General features: G+C 38.5%; 23 protein-coding genes, 7 pseudogenes and 1 riboswitch. Of the genes and pseudogenes, 10 read left to right on the forward strand and 20 right to left on the reverse strand.

All coding sequences use genetic code 11. From position 1 onward, the window contains the following. Positions 1-39: 39 nt before the first annotated feature. The 13 genes and pseudogenes from flgL to JCM13188_RS01985 form a co-directional block, all read right to left on the reverse strand. Positions 40-922, reverse strand: a pseudogene (gene flgL, locus JCM13188_RS01930) (flagellar hook-associated protein FlgL). Positions 923-932: 10 nt separating this feature from the next. Next, positions 933-2,171: a flagellar hook-associated protein FlgK gene (gene flgK, locus JCM13188_RS01935; RefSeq protein ID WP_369404771.1), complete on the reverse strand. Its 1,239-nt coding sequence runs from the start codon at positions 2,169-2,171 to the stop codon at positions 933-935. Between the two features lie 17 nt (positions 2,172-2,188). Then, the gene (locus tag JCM13188_RS20250) at positions 2,189-2,494 is read right to left on the reverse strand and encodes a flagellar basal body protein (RefSeq protein WP_054751745.1); all 306 of its coding nucleotides are present in this window, start codon (positions 2,492-2,494) and stop codon (positions 2,189-2,191) included. 21 nt (positions 2,495-2,515) lie between these two features. Then, positions 2,516-2,698: a flagellar export chaperone FlgN gene (gene flgN / locus JCM13188_RS01945; RefSeq protein ID WP_054751747.1), complete on the reverse strand. Its 183-nt coding sequence runs from the start codon at positions 2,696-2,698 to the stop codon at positions 2,516-2,518. Next, positions 2,698-3,006, reverse strand: coding sequence for a flagellar export chaperone FlgN (flgN, locus tag JCM13188_RS01950; RefSeq protein WP_054751749.1), 309 nt, complete (start codon positions 3,004-3,006; stop codon positions 2,698-2,700). Before flgN (JCM13188_RS01950) ends, flgN (JCM13188_RS01945) begins: the two co-directional genes overlap by 1 nt. An 11-nt stretch (positions 3,007-3,017) precedes the next feature. Continuing rightward, complete coding sequence (gene flgM / locus JCM13188_RS01955) at positions 3,018-3,287, reverse strand: flagellar biosynthesis anti-sigma factor FlgM (protein WP_054751751.1); 270 nt, start codon at positions 3,285-3,287, stop codon at positions 3,018-3,020. Positions 3,288-3,357: 70 nt separating this feature from the next. Then, entirely contained in the window at positions 3,358-3,756 is a 399-nt protein-coding gene (locus JCM13188_RS01960) for a TIGR03826 family flagellar region protein (RefSeq protein ID WP_054751753.1), read from the reverse strand. A 69-nt stretch (positions 3,757-3,825) separates the two neighbouring features. Then, positions 3,826-3,939, reverse strand: a pseudogene (locus tag JCM13188_RS17500) (ComF family protein); the annotation flags it as partial. Positions 3,940-3,963: 24 nt separating this feature from the next. Then, positions 3,964-4,506: a type I phosphoribosyltransferase gene (locus JCM13188_RS01965; protein WP_279401242.1), complete on the reverse strand. Its 543-nt coding sequence runs from the start codon at positions 4,504-4,506 to the stop codon at positions 3,964-3,966. 26 nt (positions 4,507-4,532) lie between these two features. Beyond that, positions 4,533-5,819 carry an ATP-dependent helicase ComFA gene (locus JCM13188_RS01970; RefSeq protein WP_279401243.1) on the reverse strand — a complete coding sequence of 429 codons (1,287 nt, stop codon included), beginning with the start codon at positions 5,817-5,819 and terminating at the stop codon, positions 4,533-4,535. Between the two features lie 160 nt (positions 5,820-5,979). Further along, entirely contained in the window at positions 5,980-6,825 is an 846-nt protein-coding gene (locus JCM13188_RS01975) for a DegV family protein (RefSeq protein ID WP_054751757.1), read from the reverse strand. A gap of 159 nt (positions 6,826-6,984) precedes the next feature. After that, positions 6,985-7,683: a response regulator gene (locus JCM13188_RS01980; protein ID WP_054751759.1), complete on the reverse strand. Its 699-nt coding sequence runs from the start codon at positions 7,681-7,683 to the stop codon at positions 6,985-6,987. A gap of 167 nt (positions 7,684-7,850) precedes the next feature. Continuing rightward, positions 7,851-8,885, reverse strand: a complete 1,035-nt coding sequence (locus JCM13188_RS01985) for a sensor histidine kinase (RefSeq protein ID WP_369404772.1) — start codon at positions 8,883-8,885, stop codon at positions 7,851-7,853. A 150-nt stretch (positions 8,886-9,035) separates the two neighbouring features. Between JCM13188_RS01985 and JCM13188_RS01990 the strand changes: the two genes are divergently transcribed. The 3 genes from JCM13188_RS01990 (at position 9,036) to JCM13188_RS02000 (ending at position 11,566) form a co-directional block, all read left to right on the forward strand. Then, positions 9,036-9,677: a YigZ family protein gene (locus JCM13188_RS01990; RefSeq protein ID WP_054751761.1), complete on the forward strand. Its 642-nt coding sequence runs from the start codon at positions 9,036-9,038 to the stop codon at positions 9,675-9,677. Positions 9,678-10,031: 354 nt separating this feature from the next. Further along, positions 10,032-10,352, forward strand: coding sequence for a hypothetical protein (locus JCM13188_RS01995; RefSeq protein ID WP_054751763.1), 321 nt, complete (start codon positions 10,032-10,034; stop codon positions 10,350-10,352). Between the two features lie 110 nt (positions 10,353-10,462). Beyond that, the gene (locus JCM13188_RS02000; RefSeq protein WP_279401244.1) at positions 10,463-11,566 is read left to right on the forward strand and encodes a S8 family peptidase; all 1,104 of its coding nucleotides are present in this window, start codon (positions 10,463-10,465) and stop codon (positions 11,564-11,566) included. A gap of 364 nt (positions 11,567-11,930) precedes the next feature. Here JCM13188_RS02000 and JCM13188_RS02005 read toward each other — a convergent pair whose 3' ends face one another. Further along, complete coding sequence (locus JCM13188_RS02005; protein ID WP_279401245.1) at positions 11,931-13,412, reverse strand: APC family permease; 1,482 nt, start codon at positions 13,410-13,412, stop codon at positions 11,931-11,933. 361 nt (positions 13,413-13,773) lie between these two features. On the opposite strand from JCM13188_RS02005, the gene JCM13188_RS02010 reads away from it, so the two are divergent. The 5 genes and pseudogenes from JCM13188_RS02010 to JCM13188_RS02030 all read left to right on the forward strand — a co-directional run bounded on the left by JCM13188_RS02010 (position 13,774) and on the right by JCM13188_RS02030 (position 18,039). After that, positions 13,774-14,130: a hypothetical protein gene (locus JCM13188_RS02010; RefSeq protein WP_279401246.1), complete on the forward strand. Its 357-nt coding sequence runs from the start codon at positions 13,774-13,776 to the stop codon at positions 14,128-14,130. Between the two features lie 259 nt (positions 14,131-14,389). Continuing rightward, positions 14,390-14,472: riboswitch (cyclic di-GMP riboswitch) on the forward strand. Between the two features lie 17 nt (positions 14,473-14,489). After that, the gene (locus JCM13188_RS17505; RefSeq protein WP_279401247.1) at positions 14,490-14,633 is read left to right on the forward strand and encodes an anti-repressor SinI family protein; all 144 of its coding nucleotides are present in this window, start codon (positions 14,490-14,492) and stop codon (positions 14,631-14,633) included. 291 nt (positions 14,634-14,924) lie between these two features. Beyond that, entirely contained in the window at positions 14,925-15,866 is a 942-nt protein-coding gene (locus tag JCM13188_RS02020) for an AI-2E family transporter (RefSeq protein ID WP_369404785.1), read from the forward strand. A gap of 80 nt (positions 15,867-15,946) precedes the next feature. After that, a complete protein-coding gene (locus tag JCM13188_RS02025; protein ID WP_054751771.1) occupies positions 15,947-16,804 on the forward strand; it encodes a PucR family transcriptional regulator in 858 nt (285 codons plus the stop codon). A 103-nt stretch (positions 16,805-16,907) separates the two neighbouring features. After that, positions 16,908-18,039: pseudogene (locus JCM13188_RS02030) on the forward strand (ABC transporter ATP-binding protein). A gap of 151 nt (positions 18,040-18,190) precedes the next feature. Here the strand turns inward: JCM13188_RS02030 and nagB are convergent. Both nagB and nagA read right to left on the reverse strand, forming a co-directional pair. Further along, positions 18,191-18,924 (reverse strand): annotated as a pseudogene (nagB, locus tag JCM13188_RS02035) (glucosamine-6-phosphate deaminase). Positions 18,925-18,938: 14 nt separating this feature from the next. Beyond that, positions 18,939-20,072, reverse strand: a complete 1,134-nt coding sequence (gene nagA / locus JCM13188_RS02040; RefSeq protein WP_054751773.1) for an N-acetylglucosamine-6-phosphate deacetylase — start codon at positions 20,070-20,072, stop codon at positions 18,939-18,941. 114 nt (positions 20,073-20,186) lie between these two features. Here nagA and glcD point away from each other — a divergent pair. Further along, positions 20,187-21,592, forward strand: a pseudogene (gene glcD / locus JCM13188_RS02045) (glycolate oxidase subunit GlcD). A gap of 12 nt (positions 21,593-21,604) precedes the next feature. After that, positions 21,605-22,895, forward strand: a pseudogene (locus JCM13188_RS02050) ((Fe-S)-binding protein). Between the two features lie 53 nt (positions 22,896-22,948). Here JCM13188_RS02050 and JCM13188_RS02055 read toward each other — a convergent pair. The 4 genes and pseudogenes from JCM13188_RS02055 to JCM13188_RS02070 all read right to left on the reverse strand — a co-directional run bounded on the left by JCM13188_RS02055 (position 22,949) and on the right by JCM13188_RS02070 (position 26,760). Continuing rightward, positions 22,949-23,922: pseudogene (locus tag JCM13188_RS02055) on the reverse strand (ABC transporter ATP-binding protein). Next, entirely contained in the window at positions 23,891-24,808 is a 918-nt protein-coding gene (locus tag JCM13188_RS02060) for an ABC transporter ATP-binding protein (protein ID WP_279401248.1), read from the reverse strand. The pseudogene JCM13188_RS02055 and the gene JCM13188_RS02060 overlap by 32 nt, the downstream one beginning before the upstream one ends. Positions 24,809-24,986: 178 nt before the next feature. After that, positions 24,987-25,784, reverse strand: a complete 798-nt coding sequence (locus tag JCM13188_RS02065) for an ABC transporter permease (protein WP_279401249.1) — start codon at positions 25,782-25,784, stop codon at positions 24,987-24,989. A gap of 31 nt (positions 25,785-25,815) precedes the next feature. Then, complete coding sequence (locus tag JCM13188_RS02070) at positions 25,816-26,760, reverse strand: ABC transporter permease (protein ID WP_054751775.1); 945 nt, start codon at positions 26,758-26,760, stop codon at positions 25,816-25,818. Positions 26,761-26,824: the final 64 nt, after the last annotated feature.

The following is a 26,824-nucleotide window of genomic DNA, read 5'->3' on the forward strand; positions in this document are numbered from 1 at the left end:
AGAAAAGCTATCTGTCGTTGAACAGATAGCTTTTATCCATTATCTTAGAAAATCCATTAACGTTGGTTGTATAATTCGAGCACCAGCTGATAGTGACGAACGATAGATGCTTTCCTGCATTTTTAGGTTCATAATAACCTCTTCCATATGAGCATCTTCATTTTCTGACATAATCTTATTGGTCGATATTTCTTGTTGGCTTAATCTAGTCTCAAGTAGATCAACACGATTCATTCGTGCACCCAAATCAGCGCGTTCATTTAATAAATCATTTGTATGAGAATCAATGACATTTAAGTACTCATCAAAATTATCACCTGACATATCCGGGTTTTGTAATCCTTCAACGAGATTATTTAGCTCTGTAAATAGATCTTCACTGAAAGCATTTGATGGATTAATGTTTGCTTTATTTGAATCCCTTCTGACACTTCTATCATAACCGCCTCATCATTTTTAGGATTTGCGATTAATTCACCGTCATCTGTAAAACGAGCTTCTAGCGTATTCGTTCCATTAAAAATGTACTTATTATTGACTTTAGTATTCGCAAGGTCAATTAAGTGATTTTTAATCTGATCAACTTCTTTAGACATGCTTTCGCGCTGCTCTTCTTCATATGTATCATTACTGGCTTGGACGATAATTTCTCTAACCCGACTTAGTGCTTGACCTGATTGATTCATCGTTTCATCCGAGGTTTCCATCCAATTGCGTAGTTCACCCATATTTCGATCAAACTGTTCTACTTTCCCAAGCTCTGACCGATAATTAATTCCACGCATTGCTACTACTGGATCGTCCGATGGGCGGTTAATTTTTTACCTGTTGAAAGCTGTTCCATATATTTATCCATTTGTGCATAGTTATTTCTTAAATTATTTAACAGACTATTATTCATCATATTTTGTGTTATTCTCATCAGTTATCACCTACCTCCCGACAATACCCAATTGGTTAATGACGCGATCTAGCATTTCATCCACAACAGTTAGGCTACGTGCAGCTGCATTGTAAGCATGTTGAAATTTGATCATGTTTGCCATTTCTTCGTCTAATGAAACTCCACTAACGGCTTGTCGATTGCTTTCGACTGATGATTTTAACTCAGAAGTATTTGATTCCATTCTGTTAGCTTCTTCCGCTTTTATTCCAAGGTCTCCAATCATGGATTCATAATATTTCTGAACAGATTTTCCATCTAAGTCACCTAAAACTGTTTCTCTTACCTCACTTAATTCAAGAGCATGTTTACCATCACCAGGAGCACCATCTGAAGAAGCAGCAATCTTGTTCTCATCATTTTTAATTTCATCAGATACCTTAATCAAGGAAGCCGCATTAAATTCATCGGTGTTTGTCATGTCAAAGAAAGTTCCGCCCTGCTGACCATTAAGTGTAAAACCTTGTTCATGCACATTATTAAAAGTTTCTGCAAACTCGTAAGCCATTTTGTTAATTTGATTAACCATATTATAATAATCTCCAACTGGCTCACCAACAACTGTTCCATTTTCAACAGTGACTTGACCATTTGCATCCATTGTACCTTTTAGAGAGCCAGTGGAATTAAATTCTAATGCATTAAAAGATACCGAATTACCCTCTTGATCAGTTAGATTCACTTGCGAAACTAGCTCTTGACCCTCATGTTCTACAAAATTAAAGCTAAAAGCGCGAGATTCATTTTCCTCTGAAATTAATGTTAAATTTTCCCCATTTTCGTTTTTCAAAGGGTTTCCGTCTTGATCTAAAAGTGTGATTTTAGCAATTCCTTCAGCAGATGCTTTAGAATTACCACCATTACCTATCTTTTCTACCTTAATATTTACGTACTGTGACAGTTCGTCAATTAGTACATCTCGCTTATCGTATAAGTCATTAGGTAGATAACCATTTGGTTCTATTCGGTTAATTTGTTCATTATATTCTTGTATATTATTAATAATTGAATTAACCTGACTACCATTCGTATTTAATTGATTTTTAAATTCACCTTGGACATTCTTTAGTGAACGATCAATATAATGAAACGTTTCTGCTAAGGCCTCTCCACGTTGAGTTACAACCCTTCTCACGCCACCATCTTCAGGGTTAGTCGCTAGGTCCTGTAATGAATTCCAAAACTGATCCATCGCCTTAGCCAATCCTTGATCACTTGGTTCATTCATAATGTCTTCCATACGACTTAAGGCATCTGCTCTAGAGCTCCAGTAGCCATTTTGTTATTTTCTGTGCGGTACTGAAAGTCTAAAAAAGCATCACGCACACGTTCAATTTGTCCTGCTTGTACGCCTGTCCCCAACTGACCAGGTATTTCAGGTCTGTTTCGTGCCGGTGCTGGAAATGGGCTTGTTTGTTCAAACTGTACGCGCTGTCTTGAATACCCTTCTGTATTGGCATTCGCAATATTATGACTAGTTGTATGTAATGCCGATTGTTGGGTGAAAAGGGCTCTCCTGGCCACCTCTAACCCGTGAAAAGTTGAAGGCATAATCGTCTCTCCTCTACCTGTTTAAGCTTTTGAATCAAACATCGATGTTTGTTGTCTTTGAGGTGCCTGTTTATTTGAATCATAGTTCATTTGCTTGGATTGTGGTTCATACATCTCAAGCGACAAATCAATGAATTGTAATGACTGTTCGATTAATTCCCGGTTTAACTGCTCTTGTTCTTTTAACTGAGCAAGGTTGATCACTAATTTTTCAAAAATCTCCTCAAGTTTTGTTTAGCCTCTTCGTCGTCCGTCAGTTCGATCAACTGAGTAATGGTCTGTTCTTTTGCGTTTGGCGCATGTTCTTCAAACCACTTCTCTGTCAACTGAATCCTTTTTGATTCCACTTGGTCAATCGCCTGAGCGTGCTTCTTTTCCTTCATGAGTAGCTGGTTAAATTCGTCGATTTGGCTATTTTTAACGAATTCTGTCTTTTGTTTGGAAAGCGCAAGCAGACTTTCATTAAATTGATCAAGTTTCTCCAAGTGGCTGATAATAGTTTGGATAGTCAAAAGACCCTCTCCTATACTCGTTTATTCGTCCAAAAATCAATCATTTTTTCAGCTGTTTTTTGAGGATTCACATCATATTCGTTATTTTGAACTTGTTGTTTAAGATGCTCGACTTTCTCTTTTCTCGCCTGAGCAATTCCTTTACCTTCTTGAAGCTGTTTAGCGGCATTTGAGATTTCAATCTGGTCTTGCTTTTGTTGAGTTGATTTAGCCTGTTCTTGTTTTTGAATCTGATTTTGATAAGGGTTTAATTTTGCTCCGTTTACTCCATTAATTTTCAATCAAAACACCTCTTTTACCGTCCTATTCTTTATTATTAATATCGGCATGTTATTAAAAAAGTTTAGTGCTTTATTTATTTTTATTCACGTTATAGTATGTCATCGTATTTACGGCTTCTTGCTTCACATCGGCCTCTTCAGTCATATTCTTCCTAAGTGTATCAGTGCAGCTTGGGCATAGCTTCCCTTCTGAGATAGGGTTGCCACATTTTTCGCACGGATAATTAAAATTTGGCGCTTGTGATGGGTGAATTCGTTTTTCTTTTATCCATTTTGTAATTAATGATTCTTCAACCCCTGTTTCGCTCGCCACTTCGTACATGGTTGCTGTGCGATTTTTTCTTTTTCTAATAAATTTATAGACTTTCTCGAACTTTTTCTCTTCTTCTTGATAACATTTTTGGCATACTGAAATTGCTCCTTTCACAAATAACTCGCCGCACTGTGGGCAGTTTGCTAACTCTCCCATCGTCATTCCTCCTAAATCAATCTATCAACTATTATACCGTTTATACTGAATGTTCACAAAATAAGTTTTCTAGCTTCTAATGAGTGTAAACGACTGAATGACTTCTGCACCTGAATCAGTTAGAAGCTGTGCCGCCTGTCTCAGCGTCGTTCCCGTCGTATATAAATCATCAACCAATAAGACCTTTTTGGCGGTAGTTGTGTTAGTTCAAATGGATTTGTTGAAAAAAATTCGCTCCTGCTTCGTTTTCTTTGATTGTTTTTCTGAACTTGTTCGTTTAAGTAAATTGAGGATCTTTTCACCTGCTAAACTAGCAATTGCTTCCGCTTGGTTAAACCCTCGTTCATTAAAACGTTCCTCACTTAAAGGAATCGGAACAATCGCAAAATCTTTTAGTGATACAAACGTTTGTTTGATTTCTTCTTTAAACACATAAATGAGTTCATAATCTCCGCGGTATTTAAAGAGCGTCATGATTTCTTTCATGAATTCGTTATACGTAAAAATGGACATGTTCCTCTTAAGCGGATCACGTCCATCAAGTCGTTCCCGCCAGGCAAAACAGTCACCGCATAAGTTAAGTGATTCTTTTAAAGGACGCATGCAAATTTGACAGTGATGGTTTGAGACTTCTATTAGTCTTTCAAATTGACTCTCGCAATCTGCGCAAATTTGTTTCTCGGCTGAGGTAAATAGCGTCGACCAAGTTGTGTCAGGTTGCAAATGTTTATAACAAATGAGGCAGTGCATGTTCCTGCTCCTTCCATTTCTTTGCTTTATGGTTCATCACTAATGAATAATGTTTCGACCGGACCATCGCATTTGTTTTCACTTCTGCAAAAAAACGTCACGTTTCCATTTGGATCATTAGCACTTCTTCCTGCACGTCCAGCAATTTGAACCAGTGCCGCTTCATCAAATACATCATGATCGGCTTGAATAACGGCAACATCGATCGAGGGAAATGTCACCCCTCGTTCTAAAATGGTCGTCGTAATGAGGGCCTGAAATTTGTTGTAGCGAAACTGTTTGACGAGGTCTTCCCGGTCTGGGTGCTCTGCATAGACGTAAGGAGTATGGTTTAATAATGTAGACAATTGCTTAGCCATTTCTACCGTCGGGGTGAACAACAGGTAACGACGATTACCTCTATCGTTAATCCACTTCTCAATTTGATTCGGAAGAGTTCCCTCAAGAATTTGCTTTTCAATTTTTTTATTATATTGAAACGACGGAACGGGTAAAGGGTGGCCGTGGAATCTCATTGGAATCGAAACAGTAGGGATAAGGTTAAGCTTGGACTTTAGTTTTAGGTTGGTACGCGGAGTTGCGGTTAAGTATATTAAGGTGTGTTTTTCTTTGACGGCGCGTTTAACGGCTTTTGGCAAGGCTGGGTCTTTATGGTACGGGAATGCATCCACTTCATCAACGATCATGACATCAAACGCACAATCATAACGAAGCAGCTGGTGCGTGGTTGCAATAACGAGCTGCGCCTGTTCATCAACTTCAGATGACCCGCCATAGAGAGCCGCGGACTTCACATTTGGAAAATCTTTTCTAAGTCTAGGAGCTAATTCCCTTACAACGTCAGCTCGTGGCGTCGCTATGCATAGTTTCATAGAATGGCTAGCTGCGTAAGAGATTCCTTCATATAACATCTCAGTTTTTCCTGCGCCACAAACGGCATGAATGAGCAAAGACCCGTTCAGTTTTATCTGATTCACTAGTTCATTAGAGGCATGCTCCTGAAGAGGAGTCAAATCCCCACCCCAGACACAAGGATTTTGAACCTGCTCATATACTGGTGCCGGCCCATTCCATTGGTATAACGGCTCACACTCGCTCACTCTACCCATATTAATACACTTCCGGCAATATATATGACCAGACGGCAACTTACCAAAATATTTACGTCCTTGGTTAAAGCACCTTTGGCATTGATGCTGATGAATACCTGGAATTTCAGTTAGTAAATTTTGATTGATTAAATATTGGAAGGTTGGTTCATCTAAATGAAGCTCTTGCTTAAGAAGGCGTTTTTCCGTGGAATAGCGAGGCAAAATGGTCGTTCAACTATGTTTACTCCTTTCAGATGTGTGGTTGTATCGGTCAGTTTTCCGATTTTATCGATCACTTTTCAAAATTTATCGTTCAGTTTTATAAAAATATCGGTCAATTTCCACTTTTAAAAACAGGCAAGCCAACAGCCTGCCTGTCTCATTAACTAACTTTATACCAGCAAAGGCCAATACCACCTTCACCCAAATGCGTTCCGATGACAGGCCCAAAATAACTGATGACAAATTCAACGTTTGGATACTTCTGTTCAAGTTCTTCTTTCCAGTTTTGCGCAATTTCCTCGCGCTGAGCGTGGATAATGCAAGCTTTGACCTTCTCCGAACCGTCAGACGTTTCTTTTAACAGCTGCTCCATCCGTTTGAATGCTTTCTTGCTTGTACGAATCTTCTCAAATGGAACGATTTTTTTATCTTCAAAGTGAAGAAGTGGTTTAACCTGTAGCAAGCTACCGACCATCGCTTGTGCACCACTGAGTCGACCACCGCGTGCCAAATGGCTTAAGTCATCTACCATGAAGTAGGCACGCATGTTTTCTTTTATTTCATTTAATTCTTTTATAATATCTTCAGGTGCTGTGCCTTCATTTGCCATTTCAGCTGCTCTTAACGCATAGAAGCCTTGCGCCATACAGCTGATTTCAGAGTCATATGGGTACACCTTAACATTGTCAACAGATTGTCCAGCCGAAACCGCCGCTTGGTATGTCCCGCTGATCCCGCTTGATAAATGAATGGATATAATAGCATCGTACTCTTTAGATAATTCCTCGTATTTATTTAGGACATCACCGATCGACGGCTGAGATGTTTTAGGAAGCTCGTCCGAGGTACGGACCTTATCGTAAAACTCTTTTGTCGAAATGTCATATAATTCACGATAGCTTTCCTGACCGAACGTCACAGCTAAAGGCACCACATGAATGTTTAGCTCTTCTAATTGTTCTTCGGGTATGTAGGCTGTACTATCCGTTACAACAACCGTTTTCATTCCCTCTCCCCCCTCTTTTTCTTACTATAAATTTTACTATATAACAAAAATAATTGCGATACTATTTTCAGGTTAGAATCATGACATTAGCCGACCCACTCTCACAAGATATCGACCTTTCACATATAAAAAAACGCCGGGGCTCCCCGGCGTTTCACCTTACTTTACTTCAACCCAGCCGTTTTTGATTGCTGTCACTACGGCTTGCGTTCGGTCGTTAACGTTCATTTTTTGCAATATGTTTGATACATGGTTTTTAACCGTTTTTTCACTGATGTATAATCTTTCTGAGATGCCTCGGTTGCTTTGTCCGTCTGTCATAAGCTGGAGCACTTCACATTCACGTCTTGTTAGTAAGTGAAGTGGCTTACGATATTCTATTGGCTGAAATGCCGTGTTCGAACCTGAACCACTCGAATTCACACCAGCTAAAGCTAACCTGTGATAATCCTTTACTAAATTATGAGTGACTTTAGGATGAACATAAGAGCCGCCGTTACTTACAATCTTGATGGCATTAACGAGCTCATCCGTATCCATTTCCTTAAGCATATATCCGAGCGCACCGGATTTAAGCGCGTGCGTCACGTAAGATTCGTCATCATGAATCGATAAAATAATCACTCGTAAATCCTCAAATTTATTAATCAATTTGCGTGTTGCTTCTACACCATTAATATTAGGCATGTTGATATCCATAATCACGATATCTGGGTTCGTATCCTCAACGATCTTCATCGCATCCGAACCATCGCCACCTTCAGCAACTACTTCAAAACTTTCTTCAAATTCTAATATACGTTTAACACCTTCACGGAATAATTTATGATCATCAATTAACGCGATTCTAGTTCCCATTTGACAACCTCCTAAATTTTCGAATCTATTCACAGTATAACGAATGCCCTATATTTATTGGTCATCGTAAACGTTTGGTAAAGAAATTTTAACTTTTGTGCCTTGACCTAATTCAGATTCAACCTTTAAGTTGCCGTCCAACATTTCAATTCTCTCTCTCATTCCAATTAAACCAAACGATTGGTTTTATTCGCCTCTTGGTCAAATCCAATACCATCGTCAATCACGCGAATATTTAGCCTATGATCTGTTGCTTCAAATTGTACGCGAATAATTTTCGCTTGAGCGTGCTTGACCGCATTTTGAACAGCTTCCTGTACCATTCGAAAAACTGCCGCTTCAAACTTATGCCCATATCGCATTTCCTTACCTTTAAACTCAAAAATGATTTTGAGCTCGTGATATTCCTCAATTGTTGAGAGGTACCTACGTAAAGTCGGAACTAGTCCTAAGTCGTCCAGCGCCATTGGTCGTAGATCATAAATAATTCTACGCACTTCATACAGCGCACTTCTCGCCATTTCTTTCATTTCTTTTATCTCTTTTAGCGCTTCGTCCATACCACGCTGCTTAATCGTCTTGTCAATAATATCTGAACGAATTAGTACATTAGCAAGCATTTGAGCCGGTCCATCATGGATCTCCCTAGATAAATTTCGGCGTTCTTCCTCTTGGGCTTCAATAATTTTAAGCCCAAACTCATGCTTTTGCTTCGCAGACTCTAACGCGTCATTCACTTCTTTAAAATCTTCTTGAAGATAAGTTAAAATCACATTGATTTTACTCATCAACTTTTCGGCTCTTTGAACACTATTTGCTAATGTTTTAATTCGTTGTTCCAAATCGTCACGCCGTTTTATTAACGCAACTTCCTTTTGTCTTTGAACAACTAACTGAGTTTGTAGTTCGTGTGTATTGTTATACACCTGGCGAACCTCTTCTTCAGAATATTGTTCAAAGTTTTTACTTACCTCGGATAACCGCACTCTAGAAGCTTTAAGTCGTCTCTCTAATTCGTCGCTCTCACTAATTATATTCTCTACCTCACGCTTAATTTCCTTCACTTCTTTATTAAGTGTATCTTGTTGTTTCCGTGATTCTTCACCAATCTCAAAGACTTCTTGTTTGCTATTGGTGACAACAGAAATCATTTCATCAATTACGGAATCTAGTGCTTTTTCATGATCTTTGACAACTGACATGACTAATTCCTCCATTGTAAGTATAACATTTCGAAAGATTTTAAATATTCGTGAGGGTGTAGTCACATTTTATCATTAAATATCCTATAGCACACCTTTTGCTCGAAATTTGTAATAACATTATAATATAAGAAGAGAGGGGTACGTGTTATGTTAGAAAAATATTTAACGATTAAAGAAACAGGCTCTCACGAAATCGTGATCCAAAAGTCTAGATTTATTGGCCATGTTAAACGAACGGAAACCGAAGAAGAAGCTCAAGAATTTATAAATTCAATTAAAAACAACATAAAAGACGCCACACATAATTGCTCTGCTTATATGATTGGCGAACAAAACTTAACCCAAAAAGCCCAGGACGACGGTGAACCTAGTGGAACTGCTGGTGTACCAATGCTTGAAGTCCTTAAAAAGATGGACTTAAAAGATACGACTGTTGTCGTAACGAGATATTTCGGTGGAATTAAACTAGGTGCAGGCGGACTCATCCGTGCTTATTCAAATGCAACATCTGAAGCTATCAAACATATTGGTGTTGTCGAGCGCACTTTAATGAAAGAAATACTCATTAAAGTAGATTACGGCCTAATTGGTAAATTAGAAAATGAATTACGTAATAGTGAATATTTAATGGGCGATACGGAGTATTTGGATCAAGTCACCTTTCATGTCTTTGTTCCTATTTCAGACGTTGACACATTTAAAACCTGGATGATTGACCTGACGTCAGATCAAGCTCATCTATCTGAAGGTGATGAGCGTTATGTAGAAAAGGATATTTCATTAGCTTAAGATGCTTGCCTATGACGGCGAGCATCTTTTTTAATAAAAAAATTCCCCCAAAAATAATTTTGGGGGCAAAATAAAAAGATAGCGTCTAAATAACCCTTTATGATCGAGGTCAATTATTATTTTTATTATAACGACTGCAATACTTTGTGAGTTGATAAATAAATTTGTTTTTAGCATAAAAAATGAACTTTTAATTAAAATTTTTTCATAAAATTGTAACTAATTTTACTTAATAATTATTACAAATAAACTAGTCCTTTATTCTTATTTTTTCAAAATATGAAGGATAATCAGAATTTACTAAGAAAATAGTTATAGTGTTTCACCAAAAAAATTGGGGGAGGAATTATTTATATGAAAAAAGTACTAACATTGATTGCAGCTATTGCAATCGCGTTATTTTCTTTCTCGGCTCTAGGAGTTGGAGCTGATGAAGAAGAAAATTATTACTCGGTTGTGCTAAAGAACAATGCACAAGTTGAGAAGTTTAAAGGCGATCTTTCATTAACAGATGCCGAGATCGTATATGAAGTACCTGAAATTGGTTACTACCAAGTTAAAGGTACGGCTGGTGATTTAAACCAAATTAAGGGATTCAAAGGTGTACAAGCTGCAAGTCTTTCATTATCTTGGGACTTACCTGAATCTCAAAAATTGAGTTTAGCGGAGATTTAGATCTTTCAGGTGACTTAAATGGTGATTTATATGGTGATCTATACGGAGATTTAAATGGAGATCTTTTAGGCGACCTTAACGGAGACCTATTAGAAGAAGCTGGCATGGAGATGCCTGGCTTTTGGCCAATCCAGTGGGACATTCAGCGCATTACTGAAAATGGTGCAAGCTATGCTGAGCACACTGGTTCTCACGATACAGTAGTAGCGGTTATTGATACTGGAATCAACCCGTATCATATCGACTTAGCACCGAACTTAATGCCTGGTTCTAAAAACTTTGTACCTGCTGGTGGTTTCCAAGGTACTGAACCAAGTGAAACTGGTGACCCTAATGACTTTGTAGACAAACACGGTCATGGTAGTCACGTTTCTGGTTCAATCGCAGGTGCTGGTAACGGTATGTTAGGTGTAGCTCCAGACTTAGGTCTACGTGCTTACCGCGTATTCGGTACTAGCTCAGCTGAATCGGCTTGGATTTATAAAGCGATGATCGCAGCTGCTGATGATGGTTCCGATGTATTATCGATGAGCCTTGGTGGATGGGATCTATTCGGTCAAACATTTGTTAAAAATGAAGATGGAAAATGGGAAAACGCTGGTAATGATGTAGCAGACTATGTTGCTTACAAGCGTGCTGCAAATTACGCTGAAGAAAAAGGCGCGGTTGTGGTCGTTGCAGCAGGTAATGATGGCCTTGACCTAAGCAACAACAATCAGGTGATGAACTACTTACAATCAGCATATGGTAGTGAAAACGTTGAGTTCCGTGGAACAGCTAAAACAGTTCCAGCTCAGTTATCAAACGTTGTGAACGTTTCTGCTACTGGTCCAGAAGATGTTTTAGCAGAGTATTCTAACTATGGTGCAGGTCAAATTGACATTGCAACTGTAGGTGGAGACACACGTCTATATAACTGGTATGCATCGCAAGGACGTTTAGATGAGTATCTTGCAAATAATATGCACTACTTCGAATTCAACTTAAGTGCAGACAGTGCTTCAAATGATGGTTACTACTTCAGTGTTGGTACATCAATGGCTACGCCTAAAGTATCTGCTGTAGCTGGTCTAATTATTGACCAAAACAATGGTGACTTATCTCCTGCACAAGTGAAGCGTGAATTACTAAATGGTGCAGTTGAAGAAGTCAATGGCCAAGATAAGAAAAAATTCGGTAACGGTCACTTAAACGCATTAAATGCAGTACAATAATTAACACTAAAACGAACTCGCTACTCTTAGCGAGTTCGTTTTTTTATGTCATAGGTTACACGAACACTTCCCCTCAGAATACGGACAATTCACCCGATCACGCGAACACTTCACCTCTGGATACAGACAGTTCCTACGGTCACGTGAACACTTCTCCCCGGAATGCGGACAATTCACCCGATTTCACGAAAACTTCACCTCTAGATACGGACAGTTCCTACGGCCACGCGAAACAGTTTTTGCTCACTGCGGGCGGATTTTCCCTAACGAGGAGTTAAACTCTCCTCACGGCGGGTTGGTTCCCTCCTTAACATCATTTCCATAAAAAAGCTGCCCTAAATCTCATTTAGAGCAGCCCCACATATTAATCTTCTTTATCTGTTAATTTAAATTTCTCTTTTCCTAAAATTAAATAAGCTAAATCTTCACGATCATAACTCTGTAAATCTTTTCGCTTAACTAAGTAGAAAATAAAGCCTAGCACAATCCAAATCACTAATGCCCATAACGACTCAGAACCTAGTGCAGCCGGCGAATTCGGATATAGTAATAATATTAAGAAACCAACACTTGATACCATTCCTAAAATAGCGATAAATTTTTTACCTGGTGAAACGATGTGAAGTGTTTCATCAAACTCACTTCCTTGATCATTCCACTTAAGTAAGCTATATGCTGTATAACAAGTATAGAAATAAGCAATGGATACACCTAGAGAAGACATATTAACAATCCAACCTAGTACTTCACGACCAAACCATGGAGCAAGGATTGCAACAATGGCAGCGAAAATAATCGCAAAGTATGGTGTATTATGCTTAGAATGCAATTTAGAAAAGGCGTTCGGTAGCACTTTACCTCTTGCCATAGCGAATAATACACGGCTTGCTGAAATTAAAAATCCGTTTAAGCCTGTGAAGATCCCCATAGATAAAGCGACTACTAAAATAACTAATCCGCCAGTTCCTAATACGTCTTGAACGACAGTACCTGTTCCCCACTGAAGACCTGCAGATGACGTATCCTGCCAAGGAGCTGCGACAGCTGTTGTGATGATCATAAATGAATAGATAATCGCAGCAAATAATAATGCCATCATAATTAACGTTAACGCTTTTCGTGCTGAGAATTTGAACTCTTCTGCAGCTTGTGGTACGTTATCAAACCCGACATAAGCAAATGGTGCAATCGCAACAATGGTTAAGATTGCTGCTAGCGGTGATACTTCTGGGCTAAATACAGGATTCATGTTACTAAATGACGCCCCGCTATTCGTCGTCATAAAGCCTGTTAATGAAAATACTCCCAAGATTAAAATCATAACAAATATAAATTGCATGCGACCAGATAATCCTGATCCTTTAATATTTAGATAAGTGAAAAATGCAACTAATAAAGTAACTATAATAATTTCAGTAAAATAAACATCCCAGCCTGCAACAGTATAAATCTTCATATTTTGAATGAAATCAGGGAAAACGAATTTAAGCATCAATGCAAAAGCTGTCGCGTTTAACGCCACAATACATATGTACCCTAACGTTAAGAACCAACCACTAATATAAGCGTGTACACGGTTTAAGCTTAAAAATGCATAAGCAAATTCCCCGCCTGAAACCGGGTAATTCCTGATCAGCACTCCATAACTGATTGCAATAATAGCCATTAATACAGCGCCAATACTCAATCCTAAAATAACGCCTAATGGCCCAGCACCAGCCATCCAATCAGCAGGTAGTACAAATGACCCCCAACCAATTGATGAACCTAATGCTATGGCCCATACCCAATGTGGTTTGAGTGTCTTACTTAGTTTCTTTCTCTCCAGTCCATTTCCAGAACTCAATTTTAAAACCCCTTTATATTTAGTTTTTCACAACTATAACCGCTATTTTACCACTACGGTTCATCATATAAAAACAGGTTTGGACAACTAAAACGCACCATGAAATAGCATTTACGCTCTAATAAGGTCCTCAGTTATTGAGAGGTTACCATAAAACGGTTTTTGCTTCATTTTGTCCAAATCTGTCACATCATTGTTTATTTTCCCCGAAATGTACCGTATAAATCATATTTTTTTGACGAAGATGAAATAAGAACAAAGGAATTATTGTACAGAGAAAGGCTGACGGCATGACATGCGTAAATTTCTCCTGATTTTAAGTATCTTAATCATTTATTTTGTTATTAATGGTGTCAACACGGTGGATCGTATATTAGACTATAATTTCACTTCTGAGAAACAATCTGAGACGAATCAAGATAAAGAGTCCTATACTTGGACAGACGATGTGTTACCTAGAACCCCAACAAACCAGACAACCCAACCCGATGAAGATGACATTATTAACAAGTATGAAACGAGCTATGAAGAATTAAAACAAGAAACCATAACCGAAGTTGAGCAAATTAAAGAAAACGTACTATCTGAACTTGAAGAAGACCCAAACCCACTCAAGCTTGGAGCAATGGCTATTAAATATGAACAAAAGCAACGGAACTGGAAAATGATATCGATCAGAAGTTTGAGGAATTATTTGAGGCGTTTGAGCAAGAGCTAGATCGTTATGGGTATTCCAAAGCATCAGTTGTAAAGCTGGAGCGAAAATATAAAAAGTACAAAAACAGACCTTAAAAATGAACTTGTAAAAGAAGCAAGTGCTTGGATGGAAGGCAGAAAATTTTAAATTTTCGACAAGAAAATACTTTAACATTAAAATTAATTGAAAATTTAGTAAAAAAAGTCTCGGAATTTTTAGATGAAAAAGGGGTAACATTTTCCTAGTAAAGCTTATACAATTAAATTAAGATAAAGTCGATGCAGTTTAAAGGCAAACCTTTTGAAAAAAAGGGACGCAAAGCGAGTGGTCTAAGGGGAAACCTAAGACAGCACAGCTGCCTCATCTGTTGGGGGAGGAAAATGGTCACTATGACGCATTACCAAAAAGCTACAGAAAAACAACTGGATCGAGAATGGGTACTACTAATGAAAAAAGCAAAAGAAATGGGTATTAGTAAAAGAGAAATAAGAAAATTCATTGATGTTGAACGACCAAGTATATAACTTACAAACGGCCGTGGACAGTGAGTTCACGGTATCTTTATGTTTAGAGACTATTATTTTGGAAATACTAGAACCATAAATAAGTAGACTAGCAAATTTTACTATATTACAATATGACTATACATTTTAGAGAGTTGGTGAAATACGTGCCTAATGGAAAATGGTTCCGAATCGGTTATGCTGTCATCATCATTATGGTAATCATCTTTCTATCGACAAAGATACAGTTTATCTTCTCCCCCCCTATTCGTTTTAGCTCAAACAATTTTTACACCATTAATTATTGCAGGGATTTTATATTATTTAACAAGACCCATTGTCGATGTACTAGATAATAAAATGCCGCGGCCGGTTGCGGTGTTAATTGTATTTTTAACAGGGATTGGTTTATTAGTTGGCTTAGTCATGTTAGTTTATCCTGAACTTCAAAAACAAATTGAAAATTTTGCTGAACAGGTGCCCACATTTATTGATGAAGCCAATCAATTTTTACTATCTGTGCAAAACAGTGAATGGTTTAATCGAATTTCTCCTGACCAACAAGCCATCACCGAATGGTTAAGGAGTTTAGAAACCAACTTAACAGATATTGCTTCTAATTTAGCTGGAAACATCACGACCTATTTAGGTGTCGTTGCTAGTGCCATTATTGTTCTAATTGTTGTACCTTTTGTATTGTTTTATTTACTTAAAGACGGTGAGCGTTTACCAAAGAGAATCATCAGCTTTTTACCGAAGAAATATAAGTATGAAGTAGGCGAGATTCTAGATGAGATGGATGATGCGTTAAGTAATTACATTCAGGGCCAGATTATTGTTAGTTTCTGTGTTGGGATACTGATCTATATTGGCTACTTGATTATCGATTTAAAATTCGCGTTAATTCTAGCATTTATTGCCTTATTTACAAACTTTATTCCATTTATCGGTCCATGGATTGGAACAGCACCAGGCGTTATTGTCGGTTTATTTGAATCACCACTTCAAGCACTGTTAGTAGTCATCGTAGCCGTTGTCGTTCAGCAAATTGAAAGTAATTTAATATCACCACAAGTCATGGGTAAAAAATTAAACGTCCACCCTATTACGATTATTTTCTTACTATTATTTGCTGGTAAATTCGGCGGAGTTGTAGCAATGATTATCGCGGTACCAACTTATGCAGTCGGTAAAGTTATTGTCAGTCACATTTACCGCATTATTAAACTACGAAATAAAGAGATGTTTGATTAAGGTTGTCTCAATTGAGGCAGCCTTTTTTACTGACTTGTCTGATATAATAGCTTTAAAGACTGATTAAAGGAGAACGTTTGATGGATTTTCAAAAATTAGTAGAGTTGTTTCCTAATTTAAAACGAGTTCATTCTGAGCCTAAACATTCTTTTACCTTTCGTATACAGGGGCAGCTTTATGCTATACCGGAAAAAGACTTAACTTATGATTATAAACAGATTATAAAAGCCTTTGCGGATCATGAACTTATACATACTAATGAAGAAAAAAACTGGCTGGACTTTCTTAATGGACTTAGCTCTGAGCGACCTATCCAGGGACAAAACATTCGCCTAACCATCATGCAAATACAAAATAATTCTGAACAGCAGGACACACTCAAAGAGTCCATTTCTTTACTCTTAAATAAGTCAGTTTTATTTCTGTGGGAGAAACCTAATTTGCTTGTGTTGCTTGAATCATTATGTGGTGATTATGAGCCAATTCCCTTTGAAGAAATTATCGACGTGATGAGTGACGATTTAGATTTGAATTTGAGGTTAATGATAAGTAACCCACTTAAAGTAGATGAAAAAACGCCTGAATTTTATAAGTGGTTTATTGATACGGCTGATAAGGTATTTACTAAAACGTCTAAACGATTAGTCAAACAAGGAGATGCTCTAATCCTTCTTCTTCCTGAAAAATACACATTTGGGGAACGTGAATATTTTGGCCAGTCGATTTTACAAAACAGTTCGGATGACGAAGACTTAATTAAAACCATCAAAACCGTCATTGAACATCAAGGGAATGTGACCGCTGCAGCGAAAACATTATATATGCACCGAAACAGTGTTCAGTACCGATTGGATAAATTTCAAGAACTGACGGGGCATGATATCAAAAACTTTAACGACATGCTAAACGTTTACTTAGCGATTCAGTTAATAGAATGATAGATATGCACAAAAAATTCTGAGTTTTGTGCAATCTTTCTATATGAAAGCGATTTCGCCTAAGGTACACTTAAATTAACACTTTTATATTGGGGGAATTGACATGGCAGAGTTACGTTTAGAAAACATTAATAAAATCTATGAAAAAGATGTACATGCGGTACAAGATTTTAATTTACATATTCAAGATAAGGAGTTTATCGTTTTGTCGGTCCTTCGGGCTGTGGTAAATCGACGACTCTACGAATGATCGCAGGACTTGAGGAAATTACATCAGGAGAATTTTATATTGGTGATGACAAAATGAACGATGTGGCACCGAAAAACCGTGATATTGCGATGGTTTTCCAGAACTATGCACTGTACCCGCATATGAACGTTTATGATAACATGGCGTTCAGTTTAAAACTTCGTAAGGTTAATAAAAGGAAATTAAAGAACGCGTTCAGAGAGCAGCTGAAATTCTAGGACTTGAAGACTTGCTTGACCGTAAACCTAAAGCCTTATCTGGTGGTCAGCGTCAGCGTGTAGCATTAGGCCGCGCGATCGTCCGTGATGCTAAAGTATTCTTAATGGATGAGCCATTATCAAACTTAGATGCGAAATTACGTGTCCAAATGCGTGCTGAGATTCAAAAGCTTCACAAACGCCTACAGACGACAACGATTTATGTCACGCACGACCAAACAGAGGCCATGACCATGGCAACTCGTCTGGTTGTTATGAAAGACGGCGTAATCCAGCAAGTCGGTTCACCTAAAGAAGTTTACGATAAGCCGAATAATGTGTTCGTTGGCGGATTTATCGGATCACCTGCCATGAACTTCTTAAAAGGAACATTAAATGAAAATTCAATTACGGTTGAAGATCACGATATCGCTGTACCTGAAGGTCGCATGAAGGTGTTACGCGATTTAGATTATGTTGGTAAAGAAGTCATTCTCGGCATTCGTCCTGAAGACCTTCATGATGAACCAGCATTTTTACAAACGGCAGAAGGTGCTTCGTTCAAAGCTGATGTAGAAGTGGCTGAGTTAATGGGCTCAGAGTCTTATCTCTATTCTAAAATTGGCGACCAAGAATTCACAGCCCGCGTGGATGCTCGCTCAAACGTCGATGCTGGCCAAGCGATTACACTAGCCGTTGACATGAACAAAGCTCACTTCTTTGATGCTGATTCTGAAGAACGCATTGACTATCAACGACAAGAACAAGAAGAAACTCAAGAAGCATAAACAGGAAAGGAGTTCGTCTGAGGTGACGAACTCCTTTTTTATTGGTCTTCATGTGCTCCCTAATTCGTTTGGATGCTTCTTTATTTAGGTTCAAGGTTCCCCTATCGACACTCGCGCTCTCCCAAATAGCGCTATAGCGCTCACCAGGTCCCTAACTCAATTTACGCAAATTCAACTGTCCTTCTCTCCATAAATCACTTACACGATCGTGCTGCAAAAGAGCGCTCGCTGGGAAGTCCTCGTATACCTCACCTTCCATCAACTGCTTGATAGCTGGTTGTTTATGTTCACCGAAGGCAAGCAATATAATTTCTCGGCTTTCCATTATGTTACCGATCCCCATGGTAATCGCTTGTTTTGGAACTTCCTCCTTCGTATCGAAAAATTTCGCATTTGCTTCACGGGTCGAATCAGTCAAATTAACAACATGAGTTCTTGCATCAAAGGCTGTTCCAGGTTCATTGAAACCAATATGGCCGTTAATACCTAGCCCTAAAATTTGAAGATCAATAGGACCTTCTTTAGCTAATAACCTCTCGTATCGCTGACATTCCTCTTCCAAGTCTCCCGTTTCACCGTCTGGTATGTGAACATGATCGTCTTTAAGATTAATAAATTGAAACAGATGTTTTTGCATATACTGATGATAACTTTGTGGGTGGTCTTGATGAATCCCGACATACTCATCTAAATTAAATGTTTTACTTTATGAAAATCAACCTGTCCATGTTGATACGCCTGGACTAAGTTTTCATATAATCCAACTGGCGTGCTACCTGTTGCTAGACCTAACGCGGCATGTGGATTTTCTTGAATCACCTTCACAACTTTATCAGCAGCCTTTTGACTCAACTCTTTATAACTATTAACTTTTAAAAACTCCATCTCATTCACCTTATTCATACAAAACACCCTTGCAGAAGTTTTTTTTGCACATTAAAATTAGAATCTACCAGAACCAAATCGGCCTCTTTACCGATGGTGATACTCCCTTTTCGGTCAAAAACTCCTAACTGCTTAGCGGGATTAACCGATGCCATTTGTATGCATTCTTCAAAACTCGCACCTGCAACCTTCATCATATTCCGGCAAGCTTGATCCATCGTTAAAACACTCCCAGCAAGCGTTCCGTCATCAAGTGTAGCTTTCCCGTTTTCAACTGTCACATCCTGACCTCCAAGTGAATAGGTGCCGTCGGGCATTCCTTTTGCCCGCATCGCATCAGTAATGAGGATTAACCGATCAGGTCCAATCGTTTTATAAATTAACTGAAGCATATCATCACCTACGTGGATGCGGTCGGCAATAAGTTCACTCTTTAGCTCATCTAAAAGCATCGCCGTTCCCACAGCACCAACATCTCGGTGATGAATGCCGTTCATCGCGTTACATAGGTGCGTCATTTGATGAACGCCACGCGAAACAGCTTTTCTAATCTCACTCGAATTGGCATCCGTATGACCAGCGGAAACGTTAACGTCCTGCTCTACCAAATAACGAATCAGCTCACCTTCATCATCAAGTTCCGGCGCTAAGGTTACAGTTTTTATACGGTGGTTTGCTAACGCCACCCATTTTTTCATAAGTTCCACATCAGGTTTCACGATATATTCCTTTGGCTGAGCACCTGCTTTTTTCTTTTCAACAAAAGGGCCTTCAATATGGAGACCAAGTATCTCTGCTCTGCCCTGATACTGATCGTTAGCGGCTGTTTTAAGCACTCGTTCTATGTCTTCATGTTTGCTAGTGATCGTCGTTGGAACAAATGATGTAACACCTTCTTTGACAATCGTGCGTGAAATTTCCTCGATCGCATCAACGGTTCCATCCATCACATCCGCTCCACCAGCTCCGTGAATATGACCATCGATGAACCCGGGAATCAAATGATGCCCTTCCCCATCTACAGATTCATCGGCTTCAATTAGTTCATTACTAATGTGCTTAATCACTCCGTCTTCTATTAAAACGTGGTGATTATTCAAGATGCCTTTCTCTGTATAAACCTGGACATCTTTAATTAGTTTATTCATACAATCACCTTTGAACTTTAATTTTATTAAATACTATTAATTTTTGTAATATTATTTCATTACCTTCACATTCATATTATAATAAAAAGTAAGATTAATAAAGGGAGAGATAGTATGATCCCAAATTCTTTTATTCAAAAAATCACAGACATTGTTGGTGAGTCGCATGTAGAGCATAGCGAAAGCGCAAGAATGGCTTACTCCTATGATGCAACTCCTAATTTCCAAAGTAAGCCTGACCTTGTTGTCAGCCCTAAAAATACGGAAGAAATATCTCAAATTGTAAAAGCATGCGGTGAACATCAAGTACCGATTGTTCCGCGCGGCTCGGGGACAAATTTGGCAGCAGGAACAACACCCACTCAAGGTGGCGTTGTGCTTTTATTTAATCGGCTCGATGAAATTCTCGAAATTGATGAGGAGAATTTAACCATAACAGTTCAACCAGGTGTGATTACTAAAACGATTTGCGACACGGTTGAAGAGAAGGGCCTTTTTACCCACCTGATCCTAGCTCTATGAAAATATCTACAATCGGTGGGAACATTAACGAAAATTCAGGTGGCCTTCGTGGGTTAAAGTATGGCGTGACGAAAGATTACATACTAGCACTCGAAGTCGTGCTGCCGAATGGTGAAATTATACGCACAGGTGGTAAGCTTGCTAAAGATGTCGCAGGTTACGACTTAACGAAACTACTCGTTGGATCTGAAGGTACACTTGGAATCATCACAGAAGCAACATTAAAATTAATTCCAAAACCAGAAGCGAAACAGACTCTACTAGCCATTTATAAATCTATTGATCAAGCCTCGCAAACCGTCTCTAGAATCATAGCTAATAAAATGACGCCAGCGACCCTTGAGTTTATGGATCAGAAAACGATTAAAGCCGTTGAGGAGTTTTCGCATTTAGGTCTCCCAACTGATGCAGAGGCTGTTTTACTTATAGAACAAGACGGACCACCTCTGGTTGTTGAACGAGATATTGAGAGGATTGCAGCACTTTGTAAGCAAGAAGGTGCCATTGATGTACAAACGGCTCAATCAGAAACAGAAGCTGATAGGTTGCGTGAGGGGCGCAGAGCTGCATTGTCAGCCATTGCCCGGCTTAGTCCAACAACAATTTTAGAAGATGCAACTGTTCCAAGGTCTGAAATAGCACCAATGGTTCAGGAGATTAATAGAATTGCAGAAAAGCATAACGTAAACATTGCGACATTTGGTCACGCTGGAGATGGTAATCTTCACCCGACTTGTATGACGGATGCGCGGAATCAAGACGAAATGGAGCGAGTTGAGAAAGCTTTTGAAGAAATCTTTGCCTATGCGATTCATTTTGGCGGAACAATTACAGGCGAGCACGGTGTTGGTGAAATGAAGTCGCCTTATTTAGCTTGGAAAGTCGGCAATGCAGGGCTTGATGTGATGAAAAATATCAAAGCTGCATTTGATCCGCTTAATATTATGAATCCTGGAAAAATGTTCGCTAAAGAAACACGAAAACGAATCATACTTTAAGGTGGTGAACCGATGAATACCATTAGGGAAGATTTTGAAGAACGGATTGAAGAGAATGAACTTCTCAATTGTATGCGATGCGGTTTCTGCTTGCCGGCTTGTCCAACTTATGTTGAGACTAAAAGCGAAGTTCACTCGCCTAGAGGGCGAATTGCATTAATGAAGGCCGTACGTGATGGAGAAATCAAAGAATATGAAGAAGTTGAGCATTCTCTTAACGTGTGTCTAGGATGCAGAGCATGTGAGCCAGCATGCCCTGCCGGGGTTAATTATGGTCATATGCTGGAAGAAGCACGTGCCATTTTTGAAGAACATAAAAACCATTCTTTTAAAGAAAAAACTGTTAGAAAAACCGTGTTTCATAAGTTATTTCCTAATCAAAAACGAATGGAGCAAGCGACAAGTCTACTTAGCTTTTATCAAAAATCAGGACTTCAAAAAAACGACTCGAAAACTTGGTTTTATGAAAATACTTCCGAAACATATGCAGCAAATGGAACGTGCCCTGCCCAAGGTCAGTCAGTCAAAACAACCGGAGGAGGCGATCTTTAAAGCTGAAGGAGAAACAAAAGCAACGGTTGCCATGTTTCGCGGCTGCTTAATGGATACCATGTTCCGCGAGACGAATCAATCGACTATTAAACTATTGAACAAGGCCGGTTGTGACGTTGTTGTACCCGATACGCAAAATTGCTGCGGGGCTCTACATGGTCATAGTGGTGAAAAGCAAGGTGCACTTGAGTTAGCCAAACAAAATATTGAGGCTTTTGAACAGGTGGACTGTGATTATATTATCACCAATGCTGGAGGATGCGGTGCTTTTCTACATGATTATGATTACTTGCTAAAAAACGATGCTAAATGGTCTGAGCGGGCTGAATCGTTCGTTAGCAAGATTATCGACTTCTCCAGCATTTTAGTAGAGCTAGGTTTTATGGATCATCATCTTGACGTCCCTTCACAAGTCGTCACTTATCAAGACTCCTGTCATTTGAGAAACGTCTTAGGGGTATCTGAAGAACCACGTCGGTTAATTCAGGCCATTAATGGCGCAGATTATGTGGAAATGGAAAAAGCGGATTCATGCTGCGGGTCTGCAGGGATTTATAATATCACCCAGCCAGAGATGTCCATGCAGATTTTAGACCACAAGATGGAACATGCAAGGGCAACTCAGGCACGTACAATTATTACTTCTAACCCTGGATGTTTAATCCAAATGAAACTCGGAATCGAGCGTGAAGGTCAATCTGATGTCATACGAGCCATTCATTTAGCAGACTTTTTGCTTGAGGCATTATAATGAAAACAAGGCTGTTCCTAAAGTTATAAAACTTATAGGAACAGCCTTAATTTTTAATCATACAAATGACATGCTACCCAATGATCTTCTTCTATCTGCTTAAATTCTGGCTTTTCTTCAGCACATCGTTCATGAGCCATCGGACATCTCAATCGGAATGGGCATCCTGATGGAGGATCACTCGGATCGGGCACATCCCCTTGCAAAATTACTCGTTCTTTCTTTTCTTTTGGGTCAATACTTGGTATAGCCGATAATAAAGCTTTTGTATAAGGGTGTAATGGATTTTCATATAACTTATCTGTTGAAGCAAGCTCCATCATCTGTCCTAAATACATGACTCCGACCCGGTCACTCAAATGCTTAACAACATTTAAATCGTGCGAAATAAAAATATAAGTCAGGTTAAATTCTTTCTGTAACTTAATTAATAAATTAAGTATTTGAGATTGAATCGACACATCTAGTGCTGATACCGCTTCATCTAAAATAATTAATTTAGGGTTTAGTACTAATGCTCTTGCAATACTAATTCGTTGCCTTTGACCACCACTAAACTCATGTGGATAACGATCAAGTTGGTCCTTTGATAAACCAACTTTCTCGATCATATCAGCTGCTTTTGCTCAGCTTCTTTCTTAGTAGCCATTTTGTGGGTTAACAACGGTTCCATCAATAATTTCTTCACGGTCATTCTAGGGTTTAATGAACTATAAGGATCTTGGAAAATTAATTGCATATTCTTCCGCATCTGTCTAAAAGAGCGCTTATTCACATCTAACAAATTATCCCCATAGAATAATACTTCTCCTTCTGTTGGTTCATGTAATCGGAGTATGGCACGCCCTGTAGTAGATTTCCCGCATCCACTTTCTCCAACTAAAGAAAATGTTTCATTTTCCTTCACATCAAAGCTGATGCCATCCACTGCTTTAACATAGCCATAGGTGCGTTTTAAAACACCGCCTTTAATCGGAAAATGTTTTTTTAAATTTTTAATTTCTAACACTTGTTGTGTATCGGTCATGGGCTTCTTCCTCCTCTTCATGTAACCAACATTTACTCGAATGGTCATCCTGAATTTGATAGAGTGGAGGCTCTTGTTCAAAACACCGCTCCATCGCATAAGGACATCTCGTCGCAAACCTGCAGCCCAAATCTTGATAATGATCAGGTGTCGGTACATTTCCTGGGATCGAATATAACTCTTCAGATTTATTTCCTAACGAGCGTATAGATGACAATAAACCTTTCGTATAAGGATGAGCTGCTTCCTCGAATATTTTTTCGACAGTCGATTCTTCTACAATTTGACCAGCATACATGACCGCTACCCTTTCACACGTTTCTAATATGACCCCTAAGTCATGCGTGATCATAAGGATAGCCGTATTGTGCAGATCAGAAAGTTCGTTCATTAAATCTAAAATTTGGGCTTGTATAGTTACGTCTAAAGCAGTAGTGGGTTCGTCAGCAATTAATAACTTAGGTTGACATATCAACGCCATCGCAATCATCACACGTTGTCTCATACCACCCGACAACTGATGTGGATATTCCTTCATGATTTGTTTAGGGCGCGAGATTCCTACTCTTTCCAACATGTCAACGCCCATTTGATACATTTCTTCTTTACTATAGTTGTTATGAATCTTTAATACTTCAAGTAGTTGATATTGAATGGTATATAAAGGATCAAGTGCAGTCATCGGCTCTTGAAAAATCATAGAGATTTCACTACCACGAACGTTACGCATCTCGCTTTTTGATAAAGTAGTTAAATCCTTTTTAGTGTTAGTATTGAGTTCAATCGAGCCTTCATTAATGTCTAGTACGTCTGGTAATAAGTTCATGATCGCGAGCGATGTTAAACTTTTACCACTTCCAGACTCCCCTACGATTCCATACTTCATTTTTTTCATCTATTTTAATATTTAATATCTTTAATAATATTAAATTCTTTCTTTTTAGTCTTATAATTAATAGATAAATTTTCTATATTCAACAAAGGGTTCATCTTAAACCTCCTCGGTTTGTGGCTATACTTAAAATGACGATCTTATTGTCTTAATTTAGGGTCTAATAAGTCCCTCAAACTATCACCCAATAAATTAAAACAAAAATCGTAATCACAATTGCACCTGCCGGGAATAAAATCGTCCATGGCGCAAATTCCATATAAGTTCTAGCATCATTCAGCATAACGCCCCAAGATGGATCTGGTGGTTGTACCCCTAACCCAAGGAAGCTTAACGCTGCTTCAGTTAAAATCGCGCCTGATAACGCCAAGGTAATTTGAACAATAAACGGCGCCATGATATTCGGTGTAATATGTCTAATGATAATTAGTGAGGGCTTTACTCCAATAGCCTGGGCATTTGTAATATATTCGTTTTCTTTAACTGTCATTACTGCTGATCGAACTAGTCTAGTAAAGACAGGCATAAACACAATACCAATCGCAATCATCGTATTAGTCAAATTCGGACCCAATACCGCTATAATGGTAAGGGCAAGTAGTATATCTGGAAATGCAAAGAAGACATCCATAATTCTCATGATGATTTGGTCAGCCTTACCTTGAAAATAGCCACTGATTAATCCAAATATTAAACCACCTATCGCTCCTATGCCTACCGCAATTAGACCAACTTGCAAGGACACTTGTGCTCCATATATAATGCGAGAGAAAATATCTCGACCAAATTCATCGGTTCCAAATAAAAATTGACTACTCGGCCCTTCAAGAGTATGATTTGTAAACATTTGATCCGGTTTATATGGAGCAATTAAAGGCGCTAATAGAGCTAATATGACAACTAGCACGATACCAATTAATCCAACTAATCCCACTTTGTCATCTGTTAATTTTTGAAGAAACTCTTTCATGAAGCATCACACACTTCCTTCGCGTATTGTTTTATTTATAAGTGATTCTTGGATCTAAATAGGAATAAAGTAAATCTACTAGTAAATTAACCAATACGAACACAAAAGCAATAAACAAAATCGCACCTTGAATCACTGTAAAATCTCTTTGATTGATACTGGTTAATACGAGTTGTCCTAAGCCCGGTAATGAAAAGATTTGCTCAATAATGACAGTACCGCCCAGTAAAACACCAATTTGCATACCTATTATGGTTAGAATAGGAATCATGGCATTTCTAAGAGCATGATTAAAAATAACTAAGCGTTCCTTTGCCCCTTTGGCTCTAATCGTTCTAATAAAATCTTGCCTCAATATTTCTAAAATAGAAGAACGAGTCATCCTCATAACAGCCCCAGCCATAGCAGTTCCTAAAACGATGGAAGGTAATAATAGAATTTGAAGATTTTTAATAGGATCTTCAAAGAATCCAACATATCCAACAGGCGGACTATATGAGAAGGTTAAAGCCAATACAAGTATAAGTACGGTTGCTAAAGCAAAGTTTGGAATCGATACACCTAATAACGAAATAATTCTCACTGTGAAATCTGTTTTCGTATTTCTCTTGATTCCTGCAATAATTCCTAGTGGAATTGCAATAATCCAGGAAAGAATGGCAGACAGCATAGTTAGTTCAAAGGTAATTTTAAAACGGCTAAGAATGTCCGGTAATACTTCTCTTCCAGTACGCATGGATTCACCAAAATCACCGACTAACACACCACTCATCCATGTTATGTATTGTTCTAAGACTGGACGGTCTAATCCGAAGTCTTTTCTTAATTGAGCTAATGCTTCTTCTGTTGCGTCCGTACCTAAAATGGTCTGAGCTACATCCCCAGGGATGATACGAAGTGTAAAGAAAATAACCACTGACACACCAAATAGTACAGGTATTAACATTAATAAACGTCTTAAAATATATGCATACATGTCGCTCACCCTTAATAATGAGAGGCTGCTTAAATTAAGCAGCCTCTTTTTAATTTATTGTTTT

The sequence above is a fragment of the Piscibacillus salipiscarius JCM 13188 genome (genome assembly GCF_001311865.1).
Taxonomy (GTDB): domain Bacteria; phylum Bacillota; class Bacilli; order Bacillales; family Alkalibacillaceae; genus Piscibacillus; species Piscibacillus salipiscarius.

Bases quoted from the DNA above. Each gene is read 5' to 3' on its own strand.
- JCM13188_RS01990 (WP_054751761.1), top strand. From the start codon at position 9,036: ATGTTAGAAAAATATTTAACGATTAAAGAAACAGGCTCTCACGAAATC.
- JCM13188_RS20250 (WP_054751745.1), bottom strand. From the start codon at position 2,494: ATGCCTTCAACTTTTCACGGGTTAGAGGTGGCCAGGAGAGCCCTTTTC.
- JCM13188_RS01980 (WP_054751759.1), bottom strand. From the start codon at position 7,683: ATGGGAACTAGAATCGCGTTAATTGATGATCATAAATTATTCCGTGAA.
- JCM13188_RS02000 (WP_279401244.1), top strand. From the start codon at position 10,463: ATGCCTGGCTTTTGGCCAATCCAGTGGGACATTCAGCGCATTACTGAA.
- flgK (WP_369404771.1), bottom strand. From the start codon at position 2,171: ATGAATGAACCAAGTGATCAAGGATTGGCTAAGGCGATGGATCAGTTT.
- JCM13188_RS01995 (WP_054751763.1), top strand. From the start codon at position 10,032: ATGAAAAAAGTACTAACATTGATTGCAGCTATTGCAATCGCGTTATTT.
- JCM13188_RS02070 (WP_054751775.1), bottom strand. From the start codon at position 26,760: ATGTATGCATATATTTTAAGACGTTTATTAATGTTAATACCTGTACTA.
- JCM13188_RS17505 (WP_279401247.1), top strand. From the start codon at position 14,490: ATGGTCACTATGACGCATTACCAAAAAGCTACAGAAAAACAACTGGAT.
- JCM13188_RS01975 (WP_054751757.1), bottom strand. From the start codon at position 6,825: ATGAAAACGGTTGTTGTAACGGATAGTACAGCCTACATACCCGAAGAA.
- JCM13188_RS02025 (WP_054751771.1), top strand. From the start codon at position 15,947: ATGGATTTTCAAAAATTAGTAGAGTTGTTTCCTAATTTAAAACGAGTT.
- JCM13188_RS01985 (WP_369404772.1), bottom strand. From the start codon at position 8,885: ATGTCAGTTGTCAAAGATCATGAAAAAGCACTAGATTCCGTAATTGAT.
- JCM13188_RS01960 (WP_054751753.1), bottom strand. From the start codon at position 3,756: ATGGGAGAGTTAGCAAACTGCCCACAGTGCGGCGAGTTATTTGTGAAA.
- JCM13188_RS01965 (WP_279401242.1), bottom strand. From the start codon at position 4,506: ATGCACTGCCTCATTTGTTATAAACATTTGCAACCTGACACAACTTGG.
- nagA (WP_054751773.1), bottom strand. From the start codon at position 20,072: ATGAATAAACTAATTAAAGATGTCCAGGTTTATACAGAGAAAGGCATC.
- JCM13188_RS02060 (WP_279401248.1), bottom strand. From the start codon at position 24,808: ATGAAGTATGGAATCGTAGGGGAGTCTGGAAGTGGTAAAAGTTTAACA.
- JCM13188_RS02065 (WP_279401249.1), bottom strand. From the start codon at position 25,784: ATGAAAGAGTTTCTTCAAAAATTAACAGATGACAAAGTGGGATTAGTT.